We start from the raw sequence: 21,137 nt of genomic DNA, 5'->3' as shown, positions 1-21,137 counted from the left end.
GAGGGCAAGCAAACCTTTTAATGTTGTTGTTGTCGCACTGGCTAACAAGTTAGTGCGGATCGCCTGGGCTGTGATGAACTCACACCGAGCGTTCAACGCCAACAACCTTGCTTGCTAATAAATCCATTAACCCATTTTGCAATGACAATGATGACGATAACGGTAAATCGGCCAGATATGTAACCTGACGGCAAAAATAGCACTTAGATGCATTTACTCTTTTAAGGATTATCTGGCGCAGATATCATCGTGGAGCTGGAATGCGAGAGCTTCCAAGAGAGACTCCGAATACATTAGCGCAAACCACTCCCGTTAAAATTGTAGTTGCAAAAACGGGGCGGACCATACATTTTGCCTCAAAAGAGTACCTGGCGCGCATCAGACAATGTCAAATGAGTCACGAAACTGAATGCGCGACATACTCACCAACCCACAATACACACTCACTAAATCTGATCTTAATCAGAAGACTCCATCAACTTCCTCACCCAATACTTCTCCCGCAGCCCCGGCGGATAATCCTCATTCAGGATCAGCTCATCATCAATGCCTTCTTCGCCAGACTGTAACAGCATTTTCCGCTTGTTGATCAACAGCTGATCCAGCTTGCGGATGGTGGCTATCTTACGTTCAATCACATTATCCAGCACTTTCTCAATATCATTGAGCGCCTGAAAGGCGTGGGTGGTTTCAGACTGTCTGTCTGCATCAAAATGATTCTTATACGGCGCGGAATACCCGCGGGACGAGTCGGGCTGAACCGGCGGGTGATCACCGTCCAAATTGGCTGATGTTTTACTTCTTGGTGCTTCTCCGGGTAATTCTTCACTCATCTCGGCGATGACATGTTCAACATTCACGGTATTGATGGCCGTCAGGCCTTCCATGCAGGCATAAAGAAAAATCCTGTCGGCAAGAATATTGATTTTTCTCGGCACGCCTTTGGTGTATCGGGTAATGGCTTCAAACACGCCGTCACTCAGGGTTGGGTTTCCCCGCCAATTGACGCACTGTAAGCGGTGCAGCATGTAGCTTTTAACCTGATCGGGCGTGAGTGGCTGTAAATGGCAGGAGGCGATAATACGTTGCCGCAGTTGTTCCATTTCAGGCAGGCGGATAATGCCTTTCAGCTCCTCCTGACCTAACAGAAAGCTTTGCAGTAACGGCTTGTCATTGAACTGAAAATTAGACAGCATTCTCAGCTCTTCGACTGTTTCCGGGGGCAGGTTCTGCGCCTCGTCAACCAGCAACACGGCACGCCTGCCTTGCTGTCTCATCCCGTAAAGATGCTGTTCAAACCGCTTCAGTATGTCGGCTTTACTCAGCCCTTCGGTGGGGACGTTGAATTTAGCGGCAACCAATTTCACCAGTTCGTCTGGCGAAAGCCGGGTGGTGGCAATTTGGACCGCAGTAACCGATTCATCCAGACTGGACATTAACCGATGAACAAGAATAGTTTTCCCTGTACCTATCGGGCCAGAGACTACAATGAAACCTTCTTCTAGCGAAAGCCCATATTGCAGATAGGACAGCGCTTTCTCATGATGAGGACTTGCGAAGAAAAAGCGTGGGTCGGGACTTAACTTAAACGGTTTATCCGTAAATCCAAAATGCGCTTCATACATAGCTAAAACTCCACCCTTACATCGATGAAAATCCGGGTTTCATCGTAATCATTTACCGAGTCCGACGATGAACGCGTGTAATATTCCACCCCAGTCTGAGTGAACAACTCAGGTCGGAAAAAATACGTCGTGTCCAGGCTGAACGAATGATAATCATCACTTTCATCACCGGTTGAAATATACGTAAAGTCATAACGTTCATAGGCATAGCCAATATGGCCGGATAGCACACGGGACAGCTGGTGATCCACATCCAGCTCGACACCCCGGGAGTTGTCGTCTGTCAGATCAGACAGCGACTCCAGCGTTTCCCTGTCTATCTGGTAGAGAGAAAAACTGTACAATGTGCGACGAAGCGTCAGTTCAGACAGCCAGCGCGCTTCTTTTCTCAGGTAGATTTCATCAATACGTCCGCCCTCAACAAACCTGTCCCTTTCATAGCTGTCTGGTGATTCTGTGTAAGTCAGGGTATTGGTCCAGCGCCGTGTGCGATGTCGGATTTCAGCGGCGTAACTGTCCCCTTTGATTCGCTTGTCGTATTCAAAATAAAAGCGCGTTTTGTCTGTTGGGTTAAGGTTGATCGCACCGGCCCAAAAATCACTGTTCACATCGTCCTCTGAGAAGTTGTAGCTCACTTCCCCGTAGGAATAGCGGTCGATAAAATAGCGGACACCCCCACCCCAGTTGAAGATTTCATTCTCGGAGGAATCCGTCACACCCTCGTAATTCTCATAATTCAGCCGCATGAATGGCGAAAATCCGCTGATGGTCTGCAGCCCTATGATTTCATTCAGCCGGGTAAATTCGGTGGAAATGCCATCATCGCGACCTTTTCGGTAATCATAAGCAGCTCCTAACCGCCAGAATGCGTCCCGTACCGAACGGCCATTGGCGTAAATAATATTCCCGCCCCAGCCCGTGTAATTACCTATGTCGTCCTCGTTATTGATGACGTTGGTATAGACTCTCGAGCGCAAGTCCATGCTGCTCAACGGATTGGTCTGATAGCTCAGACCTATTTCGGCTTCATTACTCTGAATCGTATCTCCGCTGATCACATCGGCATTCGCATCGGTGGCGATGTCGCTGGCAATGTTATCGATAGATGCACTGGCATCGACCTGAAACCCACTGCGTCCCAGGCCTTTGTAGGCGATAAAATCCAAATCCTGATACAACTCATCGCTTTGTTCACCCTCGGTGTAATACAGATACCCCAGCGCGTAATCCAGGCTGATTAATCCCCGGTTACCTTCTATGGTGCCTTCGATGCCGGCTTCCAGCTCAGTAATAAAACTGCTTTGCGTATCGCTGGCTGTTCTGTCTACATTGTCAGTAAATGTTAATTCTGTGCCTGCGTATGGCGTTAACTTCACATCCGCCGCCTGACTGGGTTGCCCTAACAGTGAAAGGCTTCCCAGCAAATATAAACTAGGATTGATCCTCTGTAGCGCCATACTCATGTCCATGTCTGTATTGACCAAATACATTGCGCACGGCTTTGTTCATCACAAATCCGATTGCCATATCCTTATTCAGTTGAGACACCGCGACTTCTACATCGTCCAACCTTGATCTGTCCTGCTCCACCACCACCAGTGCCTGTCCCAGTAACTTAGACAGGGTCATGGTTTCAACTATGCCAAGCAATGGCGGGCAATCAAATATCACCATGCGATCCGGATACCGGTGCGCCAGTTCATTCATCAGCTTTTCCATCTTGTTACTGGCCAGTAACTCATTGCTCAGATGGTGAGGCTTACCGGCAGGAATCAGGCGCAGATTAGGAATAGACGTGGGATAAATAATCTCCGACAGGTTAGTGACACTCCCTTGCAAGAAATCAATCAGCCCTGCCTGCGGCTGTATGCCCAGCATGTCACTGACCCCTGGTTTCAGTACATTGGCATCAACCAGTAACACCGTTTTGTCTTTCTCAGATGCCATGCTGAGCGCCAGATTCACTGCCGTAAATGTTTTGCCTTCCCGCGGCGAAGCACTGGTCACCATCAACAGATTGGCTCTTTGCTGAAACTGAGCACCGCTGCCGAAAGCAGTGTGAAACAATTTCTGTTTTATGGCCCTGAACTCATTGGTGATACCTGAGTTGACCTGCTTATCCGTATGCGAAACCATGCCTAAATCTCTGAGCCGCTCGCTATCTATCTCTATGGTTGCCGGCCGGCGCCAGGCTTGCGGGAAACCGTCTGACATTACAGGCTGATGAACAGGTTTAAAGAACGCTTCCTGTTCAGCGTTCTGTTTCATATTCTGAATGCTGGCAGAGTCGGTTTCACTGACTAAATCCTGAATTAGCGGCTGGCCCGACAGCAGTTCTGGATTCTGCTCTGTTTCGTTATCTGATGGCGGCTTGACCGTTTTTTTGCTCAGACTGGCCGACTTTTTCTCCATCGCTTTTTGAATAATACTCATATCCAACCCATCTCCTGCATGATTAGCGTATGAATTGAAGTCACGACATTCAACGCCATGAAACCCAGGAAACACACGACAAGTGCGGTACTCACCCAGACAAAACGCCATTTTTCTTTCCGTGCCACAGCGGCAAGGCCTGACTGTACTGTCGGTGAAACACCGCCCAGCACGGGGAACCCTGTCAGCTGGTACAACTGGTTGGCAGACGTGGCAACCGGATAGAGCTGGCTGGTCAGGAACGCCAGTGCAACCCCCACGCCCAGGCCTGCAATCAGTACCAGGACTAAAAACAATGGACGGATTGGCCCGGATGGCTTCAGCGGGGCTCGCGGCGGATCGACAACCCTGAAGGTAATATCATCAGATGCCGCGCCCACTTTCTGGGATATCAGCGCGGATTCACGACGGGATAGCAACTCTTCATATTTATTTTTGGTAATGTCGTAACTCCGGGTTAACCCTGTGAGTTGCGCTTCTACATCTGGCATCCGCACAAGTTTGTCCTGCAAGAACAGTGCTTTATCCGTTTGTGCTTTTTCACGAACCTGCAACGAGGCGACTTCGTTCTCTAACTGACTGATCAGCAATTTCAGATTCTGAAAAAACTCAGTGCTTCTGAAATCACTGTTGCCATCATCGGTCGACAAAGCCAGCCATTCGCGTTTTTGCCCTTCCAGCTCTGCGATCTGACGCTTGGTTTCTTTCACATCCGGGTGTTTGTCGGTAAAGCGAAATAACAGGCTGTCCAGCCGAACCTGAAGGGCATCCAGTCTGTCATCATATTCGGTGCGCTGTGCACCCTGATTTTTGGCTGCCAGTGCCATTTCCTCGTTCAGCTTGCGCTTGGCCGTTTCCAGTTGCGTCCGGCTTTCCTGCAGCTCAAGCTGAGTGTCTTCGATATCGCTGTTCACTGCATCCAGCTGGCCTCTGAACCCCATTTCAGAACTGGGTAAGTAACCGGCATGCTCGCGTTTGAATTCAGCCAGTTTTAACTCTGCATCCGCCAGCCGCTTTTCATAATCAGATAGCTGACGCGCGATGAACTCACTGGCTTTATCCGTATCCTGCCGGTTTTTGCCCAGGGTATTTTCAACAAACACATCCAATGCCGACTGAACGACGTTTTTGACATAAACCGGATCGGTGCCGCTGTAACTGATACTGAACAGGTTTTCTCTGCCAGCGGACTTGATCTCAATGTTTTCCTTCAACTCAGTAAGAATATCTTCATATTCCTCATTGGTGGTGGCTTTGAGATCGGCGTCGGTATAGCGGGCAATGGTTTCCAGGTTCTGCCGGCTCAGCAGGGTTTTTACCATCAGACTCAATTCCTGATTCGAATCATTCGGTATAGCCAGGCCTTTCAGCAAAGGTTGCAAGATCGACCGTGTGTCCGCGTATACTCTGGCTTCAACTGTGTATTGATTTGGCCAGATTGTGACCACGGCCCATCCAAGAGGGCAGATTACCCAGGTGGCGATGATGATCCACTTGCGGCGTAGCCACACACTGTGCAGATACTCAATCAGGTTCTGAAATTGTTCCTGCATGTAACCTCCAATTAGAACCAGGCTTCCGGAATAATAATGATGTCACCAGGCAGTATGTCGACGTTGTCCCCAATCTCGCCATCACGCAGCAGATTTCCCAGATTCAGCCCATAGGCCATTTGCTGACCATTCACCACGCGGATCAGACGTGCATCATTGCCGTCTGCGAAATCCGTTAATCCGCCAACAGCAACCATCACGTCGAGCAACGTCATGTTTTCCCGATAGTTAATGGCCATGGGTTGCTGAGCTTCCCCAATCACCCGTACCTGTTCACTGTAAGGCCCGACAAACCCCTGTACGATCACGCTGACAATGGGATCCCGGACATATTCCGCCAAACGGGCCTCAATACTGCCAGCCAGTTCAGTCGGCGTACGCCCCGATGCAGGAATATCGTCCACCAGAGATGTCGTTAACATGCCGTCCGGACGGACAATATAGGCACCGGATATTTCAGGATTTCCCCAGACAAAAATGTTGAGGGTATCTCCAGGGCCTATCAGGTACTTGTATTGATTGATGTTTTTTGTCAAAGAAGGCTGAGGGGTAGCCTTGGGTAAAGAGGGCAACGAATTTGACGTACAGCCAGTCACAAGCACCAAGGCGGCTGCCGTCAAACAGGTTAACTTCAATAAGTGACCACTTCTTGTCATATCAGTATCCATCCTGCATATAAGTCCGTGTCTCACATACCTTTTCCAAGGTTCAGAAGCGTCCAACTAAGTTGCAATTACAGCAGGCAAAAACGTCATTGAACTAATTTAACTATATATGATTTTTTTATTTTGCAGATTTTTTATGCTTGCCGATACTCAATACAGGAAGGGGCACTTTATTTATTTACACCTGGGACAAGGGTGATTATGACTTACTCAAGATTTCACGATTTAAATTTGAGCAACGCTGTGCTTATTTTTGCAGATATATTAATGCTTTCGGGCACGTTTGCAGGGACTCAAGTATTTCTTTTTTATTTCAATCCGGAGTATTTATCGCATTCAGGGATCATAATAAATGTACTTAATCTCATTTATTATACACTTCCTGTTCAATTGGCTCTGCTAGCTGTTGGGCTTTACAATGAAAAACTCAGGGAGTCATATAGTGGTATCACAGTCAGAATATTAGTCGCCATAAGTTTGGCGTATATGCTGTCCACCAGCCTGTACCTGATCACTCCCCTGCCTTTTCCTGCCGGTTTTACCCGTGAATGGATGTATGGCAGTGCGCTGGTGGGCTTGATGATAGTACGCTTTATCGCTATCCGTTCACGCTACCAAATGCTTGGCAGGCTTAAAGTGCTCATCCTGGGTGCCGGTGAGCGGGCCAGCCTTATCAATCGCTGCATGAGGCGGCAATCTGACCGGGTCCATGTTGAGCTGACAGGTTATGTACCTATGCCCGGTGATAATCGCGAGAATTCCAACGTGACACCCGTTCTCGATATTTCTGGCTCGCTGGAAGACTTCGTGCAATCCAACCATATCAAAGAAATCATCATTGCTGCTGATGAGCGCCGGGGGAACCTGCCCACCGACAGTCTTTTTCACTGCAAAATGGAAGGGGTGCAAGTCATCGATATCATTGACTTCATTGAGCGGGAAACCGGGCAAGTCGCCGTCAGCCATATTCATCCGTCCTGGGTGATCTTCAACCCCCATGCGACCGGCAACAAGATTGGGCTAAGCCTGTACTGGTTGTTTAATTGTGCCATTGCCATGCTGCTGTTACTGATCACCTGGCCGATACTGATCGCCATCGTTGTGATGATCAAATGGGAAGACGGTTTCCGCGCCCCGGTACTTTATTCTCAGGAGCGAGTCGGGCTGAAAGGGAAGCGTTTCTCTATCTACAAATTTCGCAGCATGAAAATTGACGCCGAGTCACAAGGTGAACAAATGGCCAGCCGCCTGGATCCCCGCATCACGCGGGTCGGCAATGTGATCAGGAAATACCGGCTGGATGAGCTGCCTCAGTTAATCAACATTCTTAAAGGCGATATGAACTTTGTTGGCCCTCGCCCTGAACGTCCGAGTTTTTCCAGCCAGTTTGAACAGCAAATTCCTTATTATAATCACCGCTTATATGTAAAACCCGGGTTAACGGGTTGGGCGCAGTTAAAATACCCCTATGGTGATAACATCGAAGATACTATTGAGAAGCTCAAGTTCGATCTCTATTACATCAAGCACAAAAGCGTAATACTCGATATATTAATACTGATCAGAACCTCTGAAATAGTGCTGTTTGGTAAGGGGCGATGACATGAAAGAAATTCACTCAGCTGTTCGCCGCTCATCAGTCAATGCAATGACTGTTGATGTTGAAGATTATTTTCATGTGTCTGCCTTTTCATCCATTATTAAGCGAGAACAATGGGGAAAGTCTTATCCATTGCGTGTGGACTACAACACCAGAAAAATCATGGATATTTTCGCTGAACATGATGTTAAAGCGACCTTTTTTATCCTCGGCTGGGTGGCTGATGCATGCCCTTCCCTGATAAAAGCCATTTCAGATCAAGGTCATGAGCTGGCATGCCATGGCTATCATCATGTCAAAGCCAACCAGCAAACTGAGAAGGAATTTTTTCAGGATGTCAGCCGCAGTAAATATTTGATCGAAGACCTCTCTGGTAAATATATCAATGGTTACCGGGCACCCAGCTTTTCCATTGACGATACTAATCTGTGGGCATTCGATATTCTTCATCGCCTTGGTTTTACTTTCAGCAGCAGCACATACCCTGTCAGGCACGATCATTATGGCAACCCTGACTGGCCACGCTTTCTTCATCAGCGAAATGAAGGTTTGGTTGAAATACCCATTCCAACCTATCAGGCATTCGGCACCAACCTGCCAATCGGTGGTGGCGGTTATTTCCGCCTGTACCCTTATGCGGTCAGCAAACACCTTATCCGGCGTTTCACTGAGCAACACCAGCAACCGTTCTGTTTTTATTTTCACCCTTGGGAAATTGATGCGCAGCAGCCCCGAATGACTCAGGCGTCATTCAAATCGCGCTTCCGGCATTATCTCAACCTCGAACAAATGACAGCACGACTTCACCATTTGCTGCAGGATTTTCAGTGGAGCACTGTCAGCCAGGCCTATCAACTGAATGGACATAACGATGAAACAGGAATTGACGATCCGAAAGCTGAACCGGAACGACTGTATAGCCTGGGACCACTACGTTGATGCACACCAGGACGGCAGCTTTTTTCATTTAACAGGCTGGCTGGATGTTATCAGAGAGGTGTTCGGTCACCAGCCGCACTATTTGCTGGCACAACAACACGAAAAGCTGGTTGGCGTGCTGCCGTTGTTCGAGCAGAAAAGTGCCCTGTTCGGTCATGCGCTGATTTCGACCCCTTTTTGTGTCTATGGCGGCGTGTTATCTGATGATGAAAATATCAGGTATCAGTTAGAAACCGCGGCCTTTGAGCTGGGTTGCTCGCTGGAGGTTGATTATATTGAGCTGCGGGATCGCGAAGCTAAACCCAGTGACGGCCCCTGGTTTCGTCATTGCCATCATGCCACGTTCAGGAACACGCTGGCCGACAACCCGGAGGCCATTCTCTCCGGCATCAAGCGCAAGCAAAGGGCCGTTATCCGCCATGCGATAAACAACAAACTGAGCTGGGACGACAAAGATAACCCGGACTTATGTTTTGATCTCTACGCGGAGAGTGTCAGAAACCTCGGTACGCCTGTGTTTCATCCCGCGCTGTTTAACAGGCTGCAGCACACCTTCGGCCAGCGCTGTAACACACTGGTTATCCGTGATGCTGCCGGGCGTCCTGTTTCCGGAGTGTTGAGTTTTTACTATAAAAACCAGGTACTTCCCTACTACGGCGGCGGAACACAAGCTGCAAGGGAGCTGAAAAGTAACGACTTTATGTACTACCAGCTGATGCTGCTTGCCCGATCTAAAGGGGCCGAAGTGTTTGACTTTGGCAGAAGTAAAATTGGCTCAGGTGCCTACCACTATAAAAAGCACTGGGGCATGGAAGAGCAGCCGCTGCACTACCGTATCGCACTGGTAAAAGCAGAGCGGCCACCCAATCTGTCCCCCAATAACCCGAAATATCGTTATTTCATCAAGGCCTGGCAGACTATGCCTGTTGGCATAAGTAAGCTTATCGGACCGCGTATCTCGAAGTACCTTGGCTAAGCGACAATGGAGCAGGACAATGAAACCAGCTGTGTTATACCTTTGTCACCGAATTCCATATCCGCCCAACAAAGGCGATAAAATTGCCAGTTATCATTTACTGAAATTTCTCAGTCAGCACTTTGATGTCTATCTGGGCTGTTTTATTGATGATAGGCATGATCAACAGTATCGCCATAAGGTTGAAGCGCTGTGCCGGGATGTGTGTTTCATTACGCTTCATCCGGCGTTGGCCCGCCTCAAAGGCTTGCAGGCGCTGTATAAAGGACAGCCTATTACGCTGCCTTATTACTCTCATCCGGCAATGACCGACTGGGTGAAACGCACCCTGAATCAGCACTCCATTGAGCGTGCGCTGGTGTTCTCCAGCAGCATGGCTCAGTACTTACTCAATGCGCGTCCCTCGCTGCACAAAGTCATGCATTTCGTGGATGTGGATTCAGAAAAATGGCGTCAGTATGCACAGAAAAAACACGGTGTTGCCAGCTATCTGTACCAGCGTGAGTACCGGACACTCGCGAAGTTTGAAAAAGCGGTCTGCGCCGAATTTGATGTCAGCTGTTTTGTCACTGAAACAGAGCGGCAGTCGTTTGCTGCCATGGTTGAGCCCGCATTACAAAATAAAATTCATACGCTGGAAAACGGCATCGACAGCCGCTATTTCTCTCCGCAGGCCGATTTCAGCCCTGTGACAGAACATCCGCTGCAGCACGACAACTATGTCGTTTTTACCGGTGCCATGGACTATTGGGCCAATGTGGATGCGGTCACCTGGTTTGCCCGCAAAGTCTGGCCAAAAGTGCTTAAAGAACATCCTTACAGTAAGTTTTATATCGTCGGTTCATCACCTACGGCCAGTGTCAGGGCGCTTACCCGGCTGCCCGGCATAGTCGTCACCGGTCGGGTTGAGGATGTGCGTCCGTATCTGTTTCATGCCAAAGCCGCCATCGCGCCAATGCAAATCGCACGGGGTATCCAGAACAAAATACTGGAAGCGATGGCGATGGAAAAACCGGTTCTTACCACACCCCAGGGTATGGAAGGGCTTGAGCACTACCCGGGCCATTATCCTGCCAAGGACAAAGTACTAGGGGACAACGTAATAGGACAGACACTGTATGTGGCAGAAGAACCGCAGGATGTCACCGACTGGGTATGCGGACAATTAGCCCGCCCTGTTCGCCCAGCCACACTGTCCAGACAGTGGATTGAAGACAATTTCAGCTGGGAGATCAAATTATCACCCGTACTGACATATCTTGAGGCTAAACATGTCTGACCGGATCGGGTTTCGCCTGGCACTCCCTGTCATTGGCTGGTTATGGCTGTTCTGGCCGTCACTGAGCAATATGGTGAATGTCTGGGCCCATTCGAAAACCTATGAGCATTGCTTTCTGGTTGTGCCAATCTGTCTCTGGCTGGTATGGCGAGAGCGCAAAGCCATTACGCCATTGCGCCCGTCTGTCAGCTGGCTGGCGGCAGCATTGCTTGCCGTATCGTGCTTCCTGTGGCTGTTGGCCCGGGCGGCAAGTATCGGATTATTTGAGCATATAACCGCCATTGTGAGTCTTCAGTTATTGCTGTGGACGGTATTGGGCACCGCCATCATTCGCCGGTTTTGGTTCCCTTTGCTGTATTTACTCTTTGCTGTGCCCTTTGGTGAAAGCCTGGTTCCCAGACTGCAGATCATCACTGCCGATCTTTCAGTCTGGCTGCTCAATATCAGCCAGATCCCTGTCTACCGGGAAGGCTTATACCTGACCATTCCCAATGGCCGGTTTTACGTGGCAGAAGCCTGTTCAGGGATCCGTTTTCTGATGTCCAGCGTGGCATTAGGCACGTTATTTGCCTACTTGCAGTTCACCAGAGTCTACAAGCGCACGCTCTTTGTGGCCTTTTCGTTTATCTTCCCGATCATTGCCAACGGTATCCGCGCTTATGGCATTGTGATGATTGGGTATTTCAGCAACATGGAATATGCTGCCGGGGCAGATCATCTGGTTTATGGCTGGCTGTTTTTCAGTGTCGTTATTCTGGTGATTTTTTTTACCGCCAGTCTGTTTTCCGATCCGCAAGCCTCATCTGTCGATTTGCCACAGCAACCGTCTGCGGTATCAGCCCGCCAGACATGGGGGGCACTTGGCATGGTTGCCCTGATTTTTATTGCGACCGCCCTGTGGAAGCAGCAGCTTGACCAGAGCCAGCCCCTGCTGTCCAACCGACAAACTGACGCCATAAATCCTCAGTCTGCCACGCTGACCGAATGGGGGATCTCTTTCCCGCACGCTGAACGCAGCCAGCGCCAGAGCACCGCTGACGGAAAAGCAGAACTCTATACCGCCCGCTATAACATCTGGCAACGGGACGGCGAGCTGATCAGCAGTACCAATCAGCTGTTCAATAAAGACATCTGGTCGGTCGACAATAGCCAGTCAGTGACGTTACCCGCCGGTATTCATGCTAAATCGATGACAGTGTCCAATGCGAAGGGAAGCAGCATGCGGGTGATCTATTGGTACTGTGTGAATGGGTTTTGCAGCAGTAATCCGCTGGCTATCAAGCTGATGAAAGCGTCTTATCGCCTGGCCGGGCAGCAAGGCGTCTCTGATGTCTTTGCAATCGCCAGCACTGAGCTGAATGATGACCAGATAAAAGACATCATCGATGTCGGCACAAACAAGCACAGCGTGATCTTAAAAAACAGCCATCAGCGGTGATCAAACCACAGCAGGGAGAGGGTTATGTGCGGTATTGCGGGTATTTTCAACGTGCAGCATTCAGGCATTATTGACATTCGTCTGTTGCAGCACATCAACAGAATACAGCACCATCGAGGCCCGGATGATGAAGGTTATTTCGTTGATGACCTTGTCGGGCTGGCCCATCGCCGTCTGTCGATTATCGACCTGTCCGGCGGGCATCAGCCTCTGTTTAACGAAGATAACACGGTCGCGGTTGTCTTCAATGGCGAGATTTACAATTTCAAAGCCCTGGTCAAAGAGCTGAAAAATCTGGGCCATCAATTTCGTACCGTCAGTGATACCGAAGTGATAGTCCATGCCTGGGAGCAATGGGGTAAAGACTGCGTCAGCCATTTTCGTGGCATGTTTGCCTTCGCTGTCTGGGATCAAAACAGCTCAACCCTCTTTCTTGCCCGGGACAGACTGGGTAAAAAACCGCTTTTTTACAGCCTGACAGCCAAGGGGCAACTGGTGTTTGCCTCCGAGCTGAAAGTATTGCTTGCGCATCCTGATGTGTCCCGTACCCTGCGCGACGAAATGGCTGAAGAATACCTGATGTTCGGCTATATTCCTGACCCGTTCACCGCTTATAAACACATATTCAAGCTCCCTGCCGGTCATTACCTGCAGCTGACACCGGGTGCCGCTATGACGGCCAGCGCCTACTGGGATCTCAGTGCACCAAGGGCAACACTCAGCTGGCACGATACGCAGGGAGCACTGGTTGATAAACTGCTGGAAGCGGTCAGAATCCGCATGGTATCAGATGTGCCCCTCGGGGCCTTCTTGTCAGGCGGGGTGGATTCCAGTGCTATCGTGGCCCTGATGTCGGGCCTGCAATCCAATCCTGTCAACACCTGCGCCATAGGGTTTGATCAGGCTCAGTTCGATGAAACCCGCTATGCCCGCAGCATTGCTGAGCAGTATCAAACCCGACATCATGATCGCCAGATCAGCGCAGACGATGTCAGCTTAGTAGAAGTGTTGGGGCGGCTGTACGATGAACCGTTTGCAGACGATTCAGCACTGCCGACCTACCTGGTATGCCAGCTGGCCCGACAACAGGTCAAAGTGGCTTTGTCCGGCGACGGCGGAGACGAAATCTTTGCTGGCTACCGTCGCTACCGCTTTCATCTGGCCGAGCAGAAAGTCAGGGGGATGATACCCTCTTCCATTCGTGAACCGGTGTTTGGCATGTTGGGTCAGATATACCCTAAAGCCGACTGGGCACCTCAGCGCTTCAGAGCCAAAACGACCTTCCAGTCGCTGGCGATGAACAGTGTCGATGCGTATGCCAATACGATCTCAAAGCTCAGGTTTGCTGACAGGCAGCGACTGCTCAGTCCGGCCTATCGCCATCAACTCAATGGCTACACAGGAAGCGAGATTCTTCGCCGGCATGCCCTCAATGCGCCTACCGACGATCCGCTGAAACTGATCCAGTACCTCGATCTGAAAACCTGGCTGCCCGGCGATATTCTGACCAAGGTGGATCGCGCCAGCATGGCCAATTCGCTTGAAGTACGGGCCCCCCTGCTTGACCACCAGTTGCTGGAGTGGGCGTTTCAGATTCCGGGCCAGGACTTGATCCGCAAACAGGAAGGCAAATTCTGCTTTAAAAAAGCGCTGGAACCTTATCTGCCCAACGATATTTTATATCGCCCCAAAATGGGATTCAGCATGCCGCTGGCCCACTGGTTTCGTACCCAGCTCCGGCCGATGCTGCATACGCAGATCTTGTCCTCCACCATGCTGGACTGTGGCTATTTTAACCCGCATCAGCTGCGAAACCTTGTGGCTGAGCACGAAAGCGGCCAGCGCGATCATGGTGTCGTGCTCTGGAGTCTATTGATGTTCGCCCAGTTTATGGAGAGGCAGGCATAGTGAAAATTCTCACCATTTCAACGCTCTACCCGAACGCGAGCAATCCCAGGCATGGCATTTTTGTCGAAACCCGGCTGCGCCAGTTAAAAAAACATTACCCGCAGACAGAGATTACTGTGATAGCGCCTGTGCCCTGGTTCCCATTCAGTCACCCTGTGTTTGGACAATACAGCGACTATGCATCTGTCCCCTTGACCGAGAGCCGTTATGGCATCCGCATTTATCATCCGAGATATCTGGTTATCCCTAAGCTGGGAATGTCGCTGACCCCATCAACGCTGGCCCGTTCCCTGCACAAGCAGATTACCCGCTTAATGCAGCATGGGTTCGACTTTGATCTGATTGATGGTCACTATTTTTACCCCGACGGGGTGGCGATTGCTTCGGTCGCCAACAGTTTAAACAAACCGTTTACCATGACGGCAAGAGGGACAGACATCAATCTGATCCCCTCCTATCCCAAAGCCCGAAAACGTATTCAGCAGGTACTATCGGTCAGCAACCATAACCTTGCGGTGTGTGAAGCACTGCGGCAAAGCATGATCGAGTTAGGCGCAGTACCGGATAAAGTCAGCACACTGAGAAACGGGGTGGATTTAGAGCTGTTCAGTTTCAGCGATGAAAGCCAGCAACCCGCACTCAGACAGGCCCTTAACCTGCCGGTCAATGTACCCATTATCTTATCCGTCGGCCTGCTTATAGAGCGCAAAGGTCACCATTTGGTCATTGAGGCTCTGCGTCACATTCCGGATGCCCTGTTATTGATTGCCGGCACCGGCCCCAAAGCAAAAGCACTGTCCGCACTGGCCAAACAGCACGGTGTTGCCCAGCGGGTACGCTTTCTGGGCAAGCTCAGTCAGGAAGAATTATCCGCCTATTATGGCGCGGCTGACTTACTGGCGCTGGCTTCTGACAGAGAAGGCTGGGCAAATGTGCTGCTGGAAGCCATGGCTTGCGGCACACCCGTTGTGGCCACCAATATCTGGGGAACACCTGAGGTCGTCCGTAAGCCGCAGGCAGGCACATTGGTTGAGCGCAATGTCACTGCCATCGCCGAGGGTATCCGCCAGTTACTGCAAAAACCCTTTTCCCGTGCAGACACTCGCCATTACGCCGAGCAATTCGACTGGTCTGCCACTTCTGAAGGTCAGTATCAGTTGTTTAACCGTTTGATCAAGGACGCATCATGAAAATTCTCTATCACCACAGGGTCGCCTCCAAAGATGGTCAGTATGTCCATATTGATGCCATCATTAATGCCCTTCGCCAGCAAGGCCACGAAGTCGTGGTGGTGGCACCGGCTGTGTCCGATCAGGCCGAGTTTGGCGCTGACGGCGGCTGGGTCAGCAAAGTGCGCAAGATGCTGCCCCGCTTCTGCTGCGAAATACTGGAATTTGGCTACAGTGGTTATGATTTCGCCAAACTGTGCCTCACTTTGTACCGGGAAAAACCGGATGCCATCTATGAGCGCTACAACCTGTTTCTTCCCTCCGGGATCCTGGCTAAACAATTATTCAATGTGCCACTGGTATTAGAGATCAACGCCCCATTATTCGATGAGCGCAATGCCTACGGCGGATTGTCGCTCACCTGGCTGGCCCGCTGGTCTGAACTGTTCACATGGCGTAATGCCGATCATACCCTGCCGGTCAGTCATGTACTGGCCGGCTATGTTCAGCGCGCAGGCGTACCTGAGCAGGCGATCAGTGTCATCCCCAATGGGATAGACAACCATTTATTTCATCCTGTTGACGACAAAGAAAAACAACCTGAATTCTCGGATAGCCTGGTGGTTGGGTTTGTCGGCTTCTGCCGCGAATGGCATCAATTAGAGCACGTTTTGTCACTGATCGTTGAGTTTAACCGGCAGCGAAACCTTGACGATCCGGCAGTGAAATTCCTGATCGTCGGTGACGGCCCGGTTCTGGATAAACTCAAAAAACAGGCACGCGATCTCAAGGCCGAGCACCAGATTCACATCACAGGATTAATTGATCGCCAGCATATACCTGGCTGGCTCTCTCAGATAGACATTGCCCTGCAGCCGGCCGTCACCCCCTGGTGCTCACCGCTCAAGCTGATCGAATACCTGGCGTGCGGCAAAGCCATTGTCGCGCCCGATAGCGACAACATAAAAGAGCTGCTGACGGATGGCGACAATGCCCTGCTGTTCAAAGCAGGGCATTTACCCGATATGCTGAAGCAGATTAAACGTTTGTTGTCTGACGCAGCACTGCGCCAGCAATTAAGTGCCAATGCGGCGGCCAGCATTGCCAGGCAGCAACTGACCTGGCCGGATAATGCTCGAAAAATCGTCAGCATTTTTGAGTCATTGATTGTCAAACACTGAGCGGTGCCGGGTAACACCGTGGGCAGCACAACTGATTGAACCGATATTCAGAGCATTAACTGGAAGACATGCCCTGTAACTGAGAAACCGGTTTTCTTCGCGCTTGCTGGCTGACCATCACTCTCACCTGCATACTTAAGGCCGCCATTGCCGCGGCTAATACCCAGAAAAGCTCAAGATACGCCAGCGAGAGCGCGGCCCCTGCCGTGCAATAGCCCAGCAAAGACACCTGCATCATGCGCGCCAGATCAACCTGCCAATGGTGAGCCTCATTCCAGGGCGGTCGCCCCAGCGTCACAATAACCCAGCGCATTTTCAGAAACAGCAACAGAATAACCAGCATGAACAGAGAGAAACCGACAAAGCCGTGATCACCCAATACCTGAAAATAAATACTGTGGGCGGCCCAGCTTTCCTCTCCGGGGGGCGGCGTTTCAATAATATCTATCTTATAAATATCCAGTGCGAGTCTGTCCCACACCGGCTGAAAATAGGTGGCTTTAAATCCGGCTCCCAGTACCGGCCGTTCCAGCGCCATCAAAGTGTGGATTTTCCACGAAGTCAGACGGTTAGTGAAAGAAGAATCCTGAGTCGCCGTTTCTATCGTTTCCATCCTGTCGTACCACTTTTCCGGTAGCAGCAAGACAGAAACTGAAACGATAATTGCTACACCAAACAATGTCAGAATCTTTTTGTTGCTTCTGAACCAGAAGTAACAGCCGATCACAGCCAGGGCAAGCACACCTCCTCTGGAATAAGTGCCGAGCACGGACAATATACACAGCACTAACATACCTGTCAGTCCTAAACGTATCCACCTCTCCTGAACGGACTTTAACTGATAGATACACAAAGGAATCACCATACATAAAGCAGCAGCAAGGTGGTTATTGTCTGAGATCAAATGACCGGTTGGCCCCTGGATTTTATGTCCGCCTAAACTGGCCAGGAACTTCAGCCCTTCTACGGCACCAAAGAACCCCACTGACATCAATATCCCCCACAACAGCATTTCGAACTCGTGCTTTTGCCGGATGATTAATGCAATCATGATGAACAACAGGAAAATCTTGGAGAATTTCTCCCATTCCGGCCAAACCAGTTCTGGAAAAATAATGGTGTTGTAGGTGGTTAAACCGGTATGAAGCCAAAACAAAATAGCAATGAAGACCACCCCGTCAAATAAAACAGCGGGCTTCTTCCCGGAAAAAAGGTAAGTCATCAGCGTCAGCAGGGCAAACACAGTGTTGTAACTGATCGGCTTGGCAAACCCGTAAACCCAATAGGCCGGCACAAATAACCCCGACCACAGCCAGAGTGACACCGCGATGTAAGAGCGCCTCAGAGCAAAACAAGCCAGGATCAGGAAAACGCTGATTAAGACGACATCTCTCATTTTCCAGCTCCTTAACGTCGATGCTTTGAATTATTTTGCTGTTTTGCAAAGCATGCTTTGTCCTGCCTTATTGAGCGTATACAGAGATACACCAAGATAAACAGGCCCATCGCGAAAAGGATTGATTCCACTGTTCAACTCCTTATCTGAGCGTGTGAAAGGCTCAGGTTATCTGGGCTTCCAGCTGGCATATTGAACCGATATTGTGACTTTTTTAACCACTCCTTTCACTATAGATCCTGATTAACGAACCAACAAAATTTTGACTATCAATAATTTGTCATCAGCCAACTGTTGTTATCTGTTACTGCAGCATTATTATGCAATCGATTCAGTACATCTCGACCGCTATAGTGCAATATCCCTGAAATCTTCTGCCGGCAATACGGTTAATCAAACATAGGCGTTCTGATTATTTTGCCTATTTTAGTTTGTATACTCCGATATTCCGGAATCATTCGGATTGAAACCGGCAATAATACCAGCATAGCAACCGTATACACCAATACACCTGTTACTATACCCAGCAGTAAACCCCATAAATGACTGTCTATTTCAGATACCACAGCCATCACGCAGAAATACATTAATACTGAAACCAAAAATGGCACCAGAACAGCAGGTAATACACGGCTGACCTGCAACCGGATCACAAACAAGAACACGATTGTCACACATACCAGAAATATACCGCCAACCAGTAAGCGAACAAAAGACAGGCTGTCAGGATCGTTATAGCCGCTACCATAAAAACTGCCGATCACTAACAAGATAGCCAGACAATCACATTTGAATAACAGCGGCATCCTGGATTTTAAGATCAATATGGTTTGTATGAGCATATACATAGTCATCACAATCATTAAAAACGACAAATTCTGCATGACCGGAATAACGCCAATCCATTTTTCACCGAGAACGATATAGACGAAATCTTCTGCAATAGCACATACACCAAAAGACACTGGCATGGCAAGAAACATTAACAATGCCATTTGAGAATACAGTCTTTCTTTCAGCAAGTTATCCTGATCTTTCAGTTTTGAAAACACCGAAAATGCGCCATGATTCATGGGTGCCAGAAAGTCAGTAAAAGGCAGCCAGGAAAATTCCTGCCCCATATTATAAAAACCGACGTTGCGGCTGTTAAGAATATTACCCAAAAGCAGCATATCTACCCTGGAGCGCATATAACCAGACACAGAAACCAGATACAACCATTTAGAGATAACCCACTGTTCTTTCCAGTACTGTGTACACCAGCGGGGCCGAAACGGACAAAGAATATAGCTGGTGATCACTTCTATCACGGCCATCAATATAACACCTGCAATTAAAGCCCAGTAATTACCGATAATTAACGCAACCGCTATGGTACACACACTGCCGAGTGTTTTAGCCACCATTAGCATCATGGTTTCCATTTTAAAGTTGAAGTTTTTTTCGAACAGATCCATGCCGACATTGTGAAAAGCAAGAATAACGGGAATAACGCTGACAACACGAATGACCACCGTCATCTCAGGTTCATTGGTGTAAACAGCCACCCAGTCTGCCGACAGAAATAAAAAAAACGCGGACACGATACGAAACAGCAGATTCAAAGACCAAATACTGTGCAATTTGTTTTCATCCGTCATATCTTCCATCAGCACATATCTTTTGGTCCCCACAGTTGATAGTGCAATGAAAAAATACACAAAAAACATAGTGAATCCGGCAATACCATAATCTTCCGGTGACAGTAAGCGCACAAGCACTAAAGTGCTGACCAGCCCGATACAGCGGTTATACCAGATAGTGAGCATAGACCACTTGGCACCCGAAAATATCGCCTGGGAATACTGATCTGCCATAGGTTTCTGCCTTTATCCCTGGCTGACTGCCATGTCTTTGGCCAGAATAATTTTTCCACCCAGCTCCCGCTGGAACCACTCGATATACCTGTGTGTCGTGTATTTCAGTCGTTCGCAATCTTTAGACGTCGGCACATAAGGGGTCATTCCTGCCACCAGACTGGGTGAGTGAAAAGACAGTACAAACACGTCCTGTCCTATCGCCATCTGCGCATGTGTGATGGCCTGAAGCTGAGAGAGATCATTGCCTTCCGGTGACAGGCGGTGCCTGCTCAGACGAAAAGCCTTTGCAATGTAACGGGTAAGTCGCTTGCTGTTGATGGTTCGGCACCAGGCAGGACACTGATTAGCTTTCTTTTCTATCCGCTTGGAAACGGATAACCAAGAGCTGGTATGCGGAATATGCTGAACCGCATTATCAACAAAAGGCGCATTAGTATATTCACTGAAGTCAGGCCCTTGCTGATGGCTGAAATCACAGTAAGCACTGATACTGAGATCAACCTGATAACCTAATGCGCGTAAATGCTCGCTGGTAGCAGGGCCGCAACCGTACCGTCCAGCAAGGTATGTAACAGGCAATACCCCTGACACCGCGTGTATTTTGTCGGTCAGCCTGCTTATTTTTTCATACTCAAGATCCGGTGCCAGATTACAGGGATAAGATTCAAAATCAGTCACAGACTGGTCCTGAGTGATATTGGGCGGATTCACCCAGGGGTGCAAATGCGCAGCAAATTCAACACACTGCGCTGCGTTGTTTTGGTAGTGGACGATCACTTCCCTGCCGCCGGCACTTTCAACAAACGGATAGTCCATGGCCAGAGTGATCTTAGCACCAGTATCAATCAGCTCCCCCATAAAAGGGATCAGGGCATGATGGTGCGTCACGGCAGTATTGCGACTATTAAATCCCTGATCCCAGTCAAATTCTTCCTCAGCATGGATCACTACCAGTAATTTAACGTCCATCTTTTCTCCTGATTTGCTGCACTGCCAGCCTGTAACGACACCCTGTCTGACCTCACTGAGCGCTTTGCCCGAACGCGGCTTTACGCTGATGCAGTACGCTGATAATTAGGGGGTCAGTTAACGGTGTTTCCCCGGACAGCCTCCGAG

General features: G+C 49.5%; 16 protein-coding genes and 1 pseudogene. 9 read left to right on the top strand and 8 right to left on the bottom strand.

Annotated features, from left to right (window positions below; all coding sequences use genetic code 11):
• Positions 1 to 118, top strand: a pseudogene (locus tag H511_RS24555) (IS110 family transposase); the annotation flags it as partial.
• Between the two features lie 340 nt (positions 119 to 458).
• On the opposite strand, the gene H511_RS22410 reads toward H511_RS24555, so the two are convergent.
• From H511_RS22410 to H511_RS0103105, 5 genes are read right to left on the bottom strand one after another with little or no spacing between them, the layout of a single operon-like run.
• On the bottom strand, positions 459 to 1,625 hold the full coding sequence (locus tag H511_RS22410; RefSeq protein ID WP_081669167.1) for an XrtA/PEP-CTERM system-associated ATPase: 1,167 nt from the start codon (positions 1,623 to 1,625) through the stop codon (positions 459 to 461).
• Between the two features lie 2 nt (positions 1,626 to 1,627).
• Positions 1,628 to 3,001 carry a TIGR03016 family PEP-CTERM system-associated outer membrane protein gene (locus H511_RS0103120; RefSeq protein ID WP_027250995.1) on the bottom strand — a complete coding sequence of 458 codons (1,374 nt, stop codon included), beginning with the start codon at positions 2,999 to 3,001 and terminating at the stop codon, positions 1,628 to 1,630.
• 55 nt (positions 3,002 to 3,056) lie between these two features.
• The gene (locus H511_RS22405; RefSeq protein WP_027250994.1) at positions 3,057 to 4,058 is read right to left on the bottom strand and encodes an XrtA-associated tyrosine autokinase; all 1,002 of its coding nucleotides are present in this window, start codon (positions 4,056 to 4,058) and stop codon (positions 3,057 to 3,059) included.
• Complete coding sequence (locus H511_RS0103110) at positions 4,055 to 5,611, bottom strand: XrtA system polysaccharide chain length determinant (RefSeq protein ID WP_027250993.1); 1,557 nt, start codon at positions 5,609 to 5,611, stop codon at positions 4,055 to 4,057. The genes H511_RS22405 and H511_RS0103110 overlap by 4 nt, the downstream gene beginning before the upstream one ends.
• A gap of 11 nt (positions 5,612 to 5,622) precedes the next feature.
• A complete protein-coding gene (locus H511_RS0103105) occupies positions 5,623 to 6,147 on the bottom strand; it encodes an XrtA/PEP-CTERM system exopolysaccharide export protein (protein WP_202602052.1) in 525 nt (174 codons plus the stop codon).
• 330 nt (positions 6,148 to 6,477) lie between these two features.
• On the opposite strand from H511_RS0103105, the gene H511_RS0103100 reads away from it, so the two are divergent.
• The 8 genes from H511_RS0103100 to H511_RS0103065 are packed head-to-tail and all read left to right on the top strand — an operon-like array spanning position 6,478 to position 16,766.
• The gene (locus H511_RS0103100) at positions 6,478 to 7,878 is read left to right on the top strand and encodes a TIGR03013 family XrtA/PEP-CTERM system glycosyltransferase (protein ID WP_027250991.1); all 1,401 of its coding nucleotides are present in this window, start codon (positions 6,478 to 6,480) and stop codon (positions 7,876 to 7,878) included.
• Position 7,879: 1 nt separating this feature from the next.
• A complete protein-coding gene (locus H511_RS22400; RefSeq protein WP_081669165.1) occupies positions 7,880 to 8,815 on the top strand; it encodes an XrtA system polysaccharide deacetylase in 936 nt (311 codons plus the stop codon).
• Complete coding sequence (locus H511_RS0103090; protein ID WP_051287769.1) at positions 8,748 to 9,791, top strand: FemAB family XrtA/PEP-CTERM system-associated protein; 1,044 nt, start codon at positions 8,748 to 8,750, stop codon at positions 9,789 to 9,791. The genes H511_RS22400 and H511_RS0103090 overlap by 68 nt, the downstream gene beginning before the upstream one ends.
• Positions 9,792 to 9,810: 19 nt before the next feature.
• Positions 9,811 to 11,070, top strand: coding sequence for a TIGR03087 family PEP-CTERM/XrtA system glycosyltransferase (locus H511_RS0103085; RefSeq protein ID WP_027250989.1), 1,260 nt, complete (start codon positions 9,811 to 9,813; stop codon positions 11,068 to 11,070).
• Positions 11,063 to 12,508, top strand: coding sequence for an exosortase A (gene xrtA, locus H511_RS24015; protein ID WP_051287767.1), 1,446 nt, complete (start codon positions 11,063 to 11,065; stop codon positions 12,506 to 12,508). The genes H511_RS0103085 and xrtA overlap by 8 nt, the downstream gene beginning before the upstream one ends.
• A 24-nt stretch (positions 12,509 to 12,532) precedes the next feature.
• Complete coding sequence (locus H511_RS0103075) at positions 12,533 to 14,416, top strand: XrtA/PEP-CTERM system amidotransferase (protein ID WP_027250988.1); 1,884 nt, start codon at positions 12,533 to 12,535, stop codon at positions 14,414 to 14,416.
• A complete protein-coding gene (locus H511_RS0103070; RefSeq protein ID WP_027250987.1) occupies positions 14,416 to 15,606 on the top strand; it encodes a glycosyltransferase family 4 protein in 1,191 nt (396 codons plus the stop codon). The genes H511_RS0103075 and H511_RS0103070 overlap by 1 nt, the downstream gene beginning before the upstream one ends.
• Positions 15,603 to 16,766 (top strand): glycosyltransferase family 4 protein, encoded by a 1,164-nt coding sequence (locus H511_RS0103065; protein WP_027250986.1) that lies wholly within the window; start codon positions 15,603 to 15,605, stop codon positions 16,764 to 16,766. The genes H511_RS0103070 and H511_RS0103065 overlap by 4 nt, the downstream gene beginning before the upstream one ends.
• 55 nt (positions 16,767 to 16,821) lie before the next feature.
• On the opposite strand, the gene H511_RS0103060 is transcribed toward H511_RS0103065, so the two are convergent.
• The 3 genes from H511_RS0103060 to H511_RS0103050 form a co-directional block, all read right to left on the bottom strand.
• Positions 16,822 to 18,162 (bottom strand): putative O-glycosylation ligase, exosortase A system-associated, encoded by a 1,341-nt coding sequence (locus H511_RS0103060; protein ID WP_027250985.1) that lies wholly within the window; start codon positions 18,160 to 18,162, stop codon positions 16,822 to 16,824.
• A 389-nt stretch (positions 18,163 to 18,551) separates the two neighbouring features.
• Positions 18,552 to 20,018 carry an oligosaccharide flippase family protein gene (locus H511_RS0103055; protein ID WP_027250984.1) on the bottom strand — a complete coding sequence of 489 codons (1,467 nt, stop codon included), beginning with the start codon at positions 20,016 to 20,018 and terminating at the stop codon, positions 18,552 to 18,554.
• A 12-nt stretch (positions 20,019 to 20,030) separates the two neighbouring features.
• Positions 20,031 to 20,990, bottom strand: coding sequence for a polysaccharide deacetylase family protein (locus H511_RS0103050; protein WP_027250983.1), 960 nt, complete (start codon positions 20,988 to 20,990; stop codon positions 20,031 to 20,033).
• Positions 20,991 to 21,137 lie beyond the last annotated feature (147 nt).

The organism is Photobacterium halotolerans DSM 18316 (genome assembly GCF_000425165.1).
Taxonomy (GTDB): domain Bacteria; phylum Pseudomonadota; class Gammaproteobacteria; order Enterobacterales; family Vibrionaceae; genus Photobacterium; species Photobacterium halotolerans.
The sequence above is the reverse complement of the archived record's forward strand: the minus strand, read 5'-3'. Positions and strand labels throughout refer to the sequence as shown.

Coding starts and splice junctions, on each gene's coding strand:
- H511_RS22410 (WP_081669167.1), bottom strand. CDS start 1,625: ATGTATGAAGCGCATTTTGGATTTACGGATAAACCGTTTAAGTTAAGT.
- H511_RS22405 (WP_027250994.1), bottom strand. CDS start 4,058: ATGAGTATTATTCAAAAAGCGATGGAGAAAAAGTCGGCCAGTCTGAGC.
- H511_RS0103110 (WP_027250993.1), bottom strand. CDS start 5,611: ATGCAGGAACAATTTCAGAACCTGATTGAGTATCTGCACAGTGTGTGG.
- H511_RS0103100 (WP_027250991.1), top strand. CDS start 6,478: ATGACTTACTCAAGATTTCACGATTTAAATTTGAGCAACGCTGTGCTT.
- H511_RS22400 (WP_081669165.1), top strand. CDS start 7,880: ATGAAAGAAATTCACTCAGCTGTTCGCCGCTCATCAGTCAATGCAATG.
- H511_RS0103090 (WP_051287769.1), top strand. CDS start 8,748: ATGAAACAGGAATTGACGATCCGAAAGCTGAACCGGAACGACTGTATA.
- H511_RS0103085 (WP_027250989.1), top strand. CDS start 9,811: ATGAAACCAGCTGTGTTATACCTTTGTCACCGAATTCCATATCCGCCC.
- xrtA (WP_051287767.1), top strand. CDS start 11,063: ATGTCTGACCGGATCGGGTTTCGCCTGGCACTCCCTGTCATTGGCTGG.
- H511_RS0103075 (WP_027250988.1), top strand. CDS start 12,533: ATGTGCGGTATTGCGGGTATTTTCAACGTGCAGCATTCAGGCATTATT.
- H511_RS0103065 (WP_027250986.1), top strand. CDS start 15,603: ATGAAAATTCTCTATCACCACAGGGTCGCCTCCAAAGATGGTCAGTAT.
- H511_RS0103060 (WP_027250985.1), bottom strand. CDS start 18,162: ATGAGAGATGTCGTCTTAATCAGCGTTTTCCTGATCCTGGCTTGTTTT.
- H511_RS0103055 (WP_027250984.1), bottom strand. CDS start 20,018: ATGGCAGATCAGTATTCCCAGGCGATATTTTCGGGTGCCAAGTGGTCT.
- H511_RS0103050 (WP_027250983.1), bottom strand. CDS start 20,990: ATGGACGTTAAATTACTGGTAGTGATCCATGCTGAGGAAGAATTTGAC.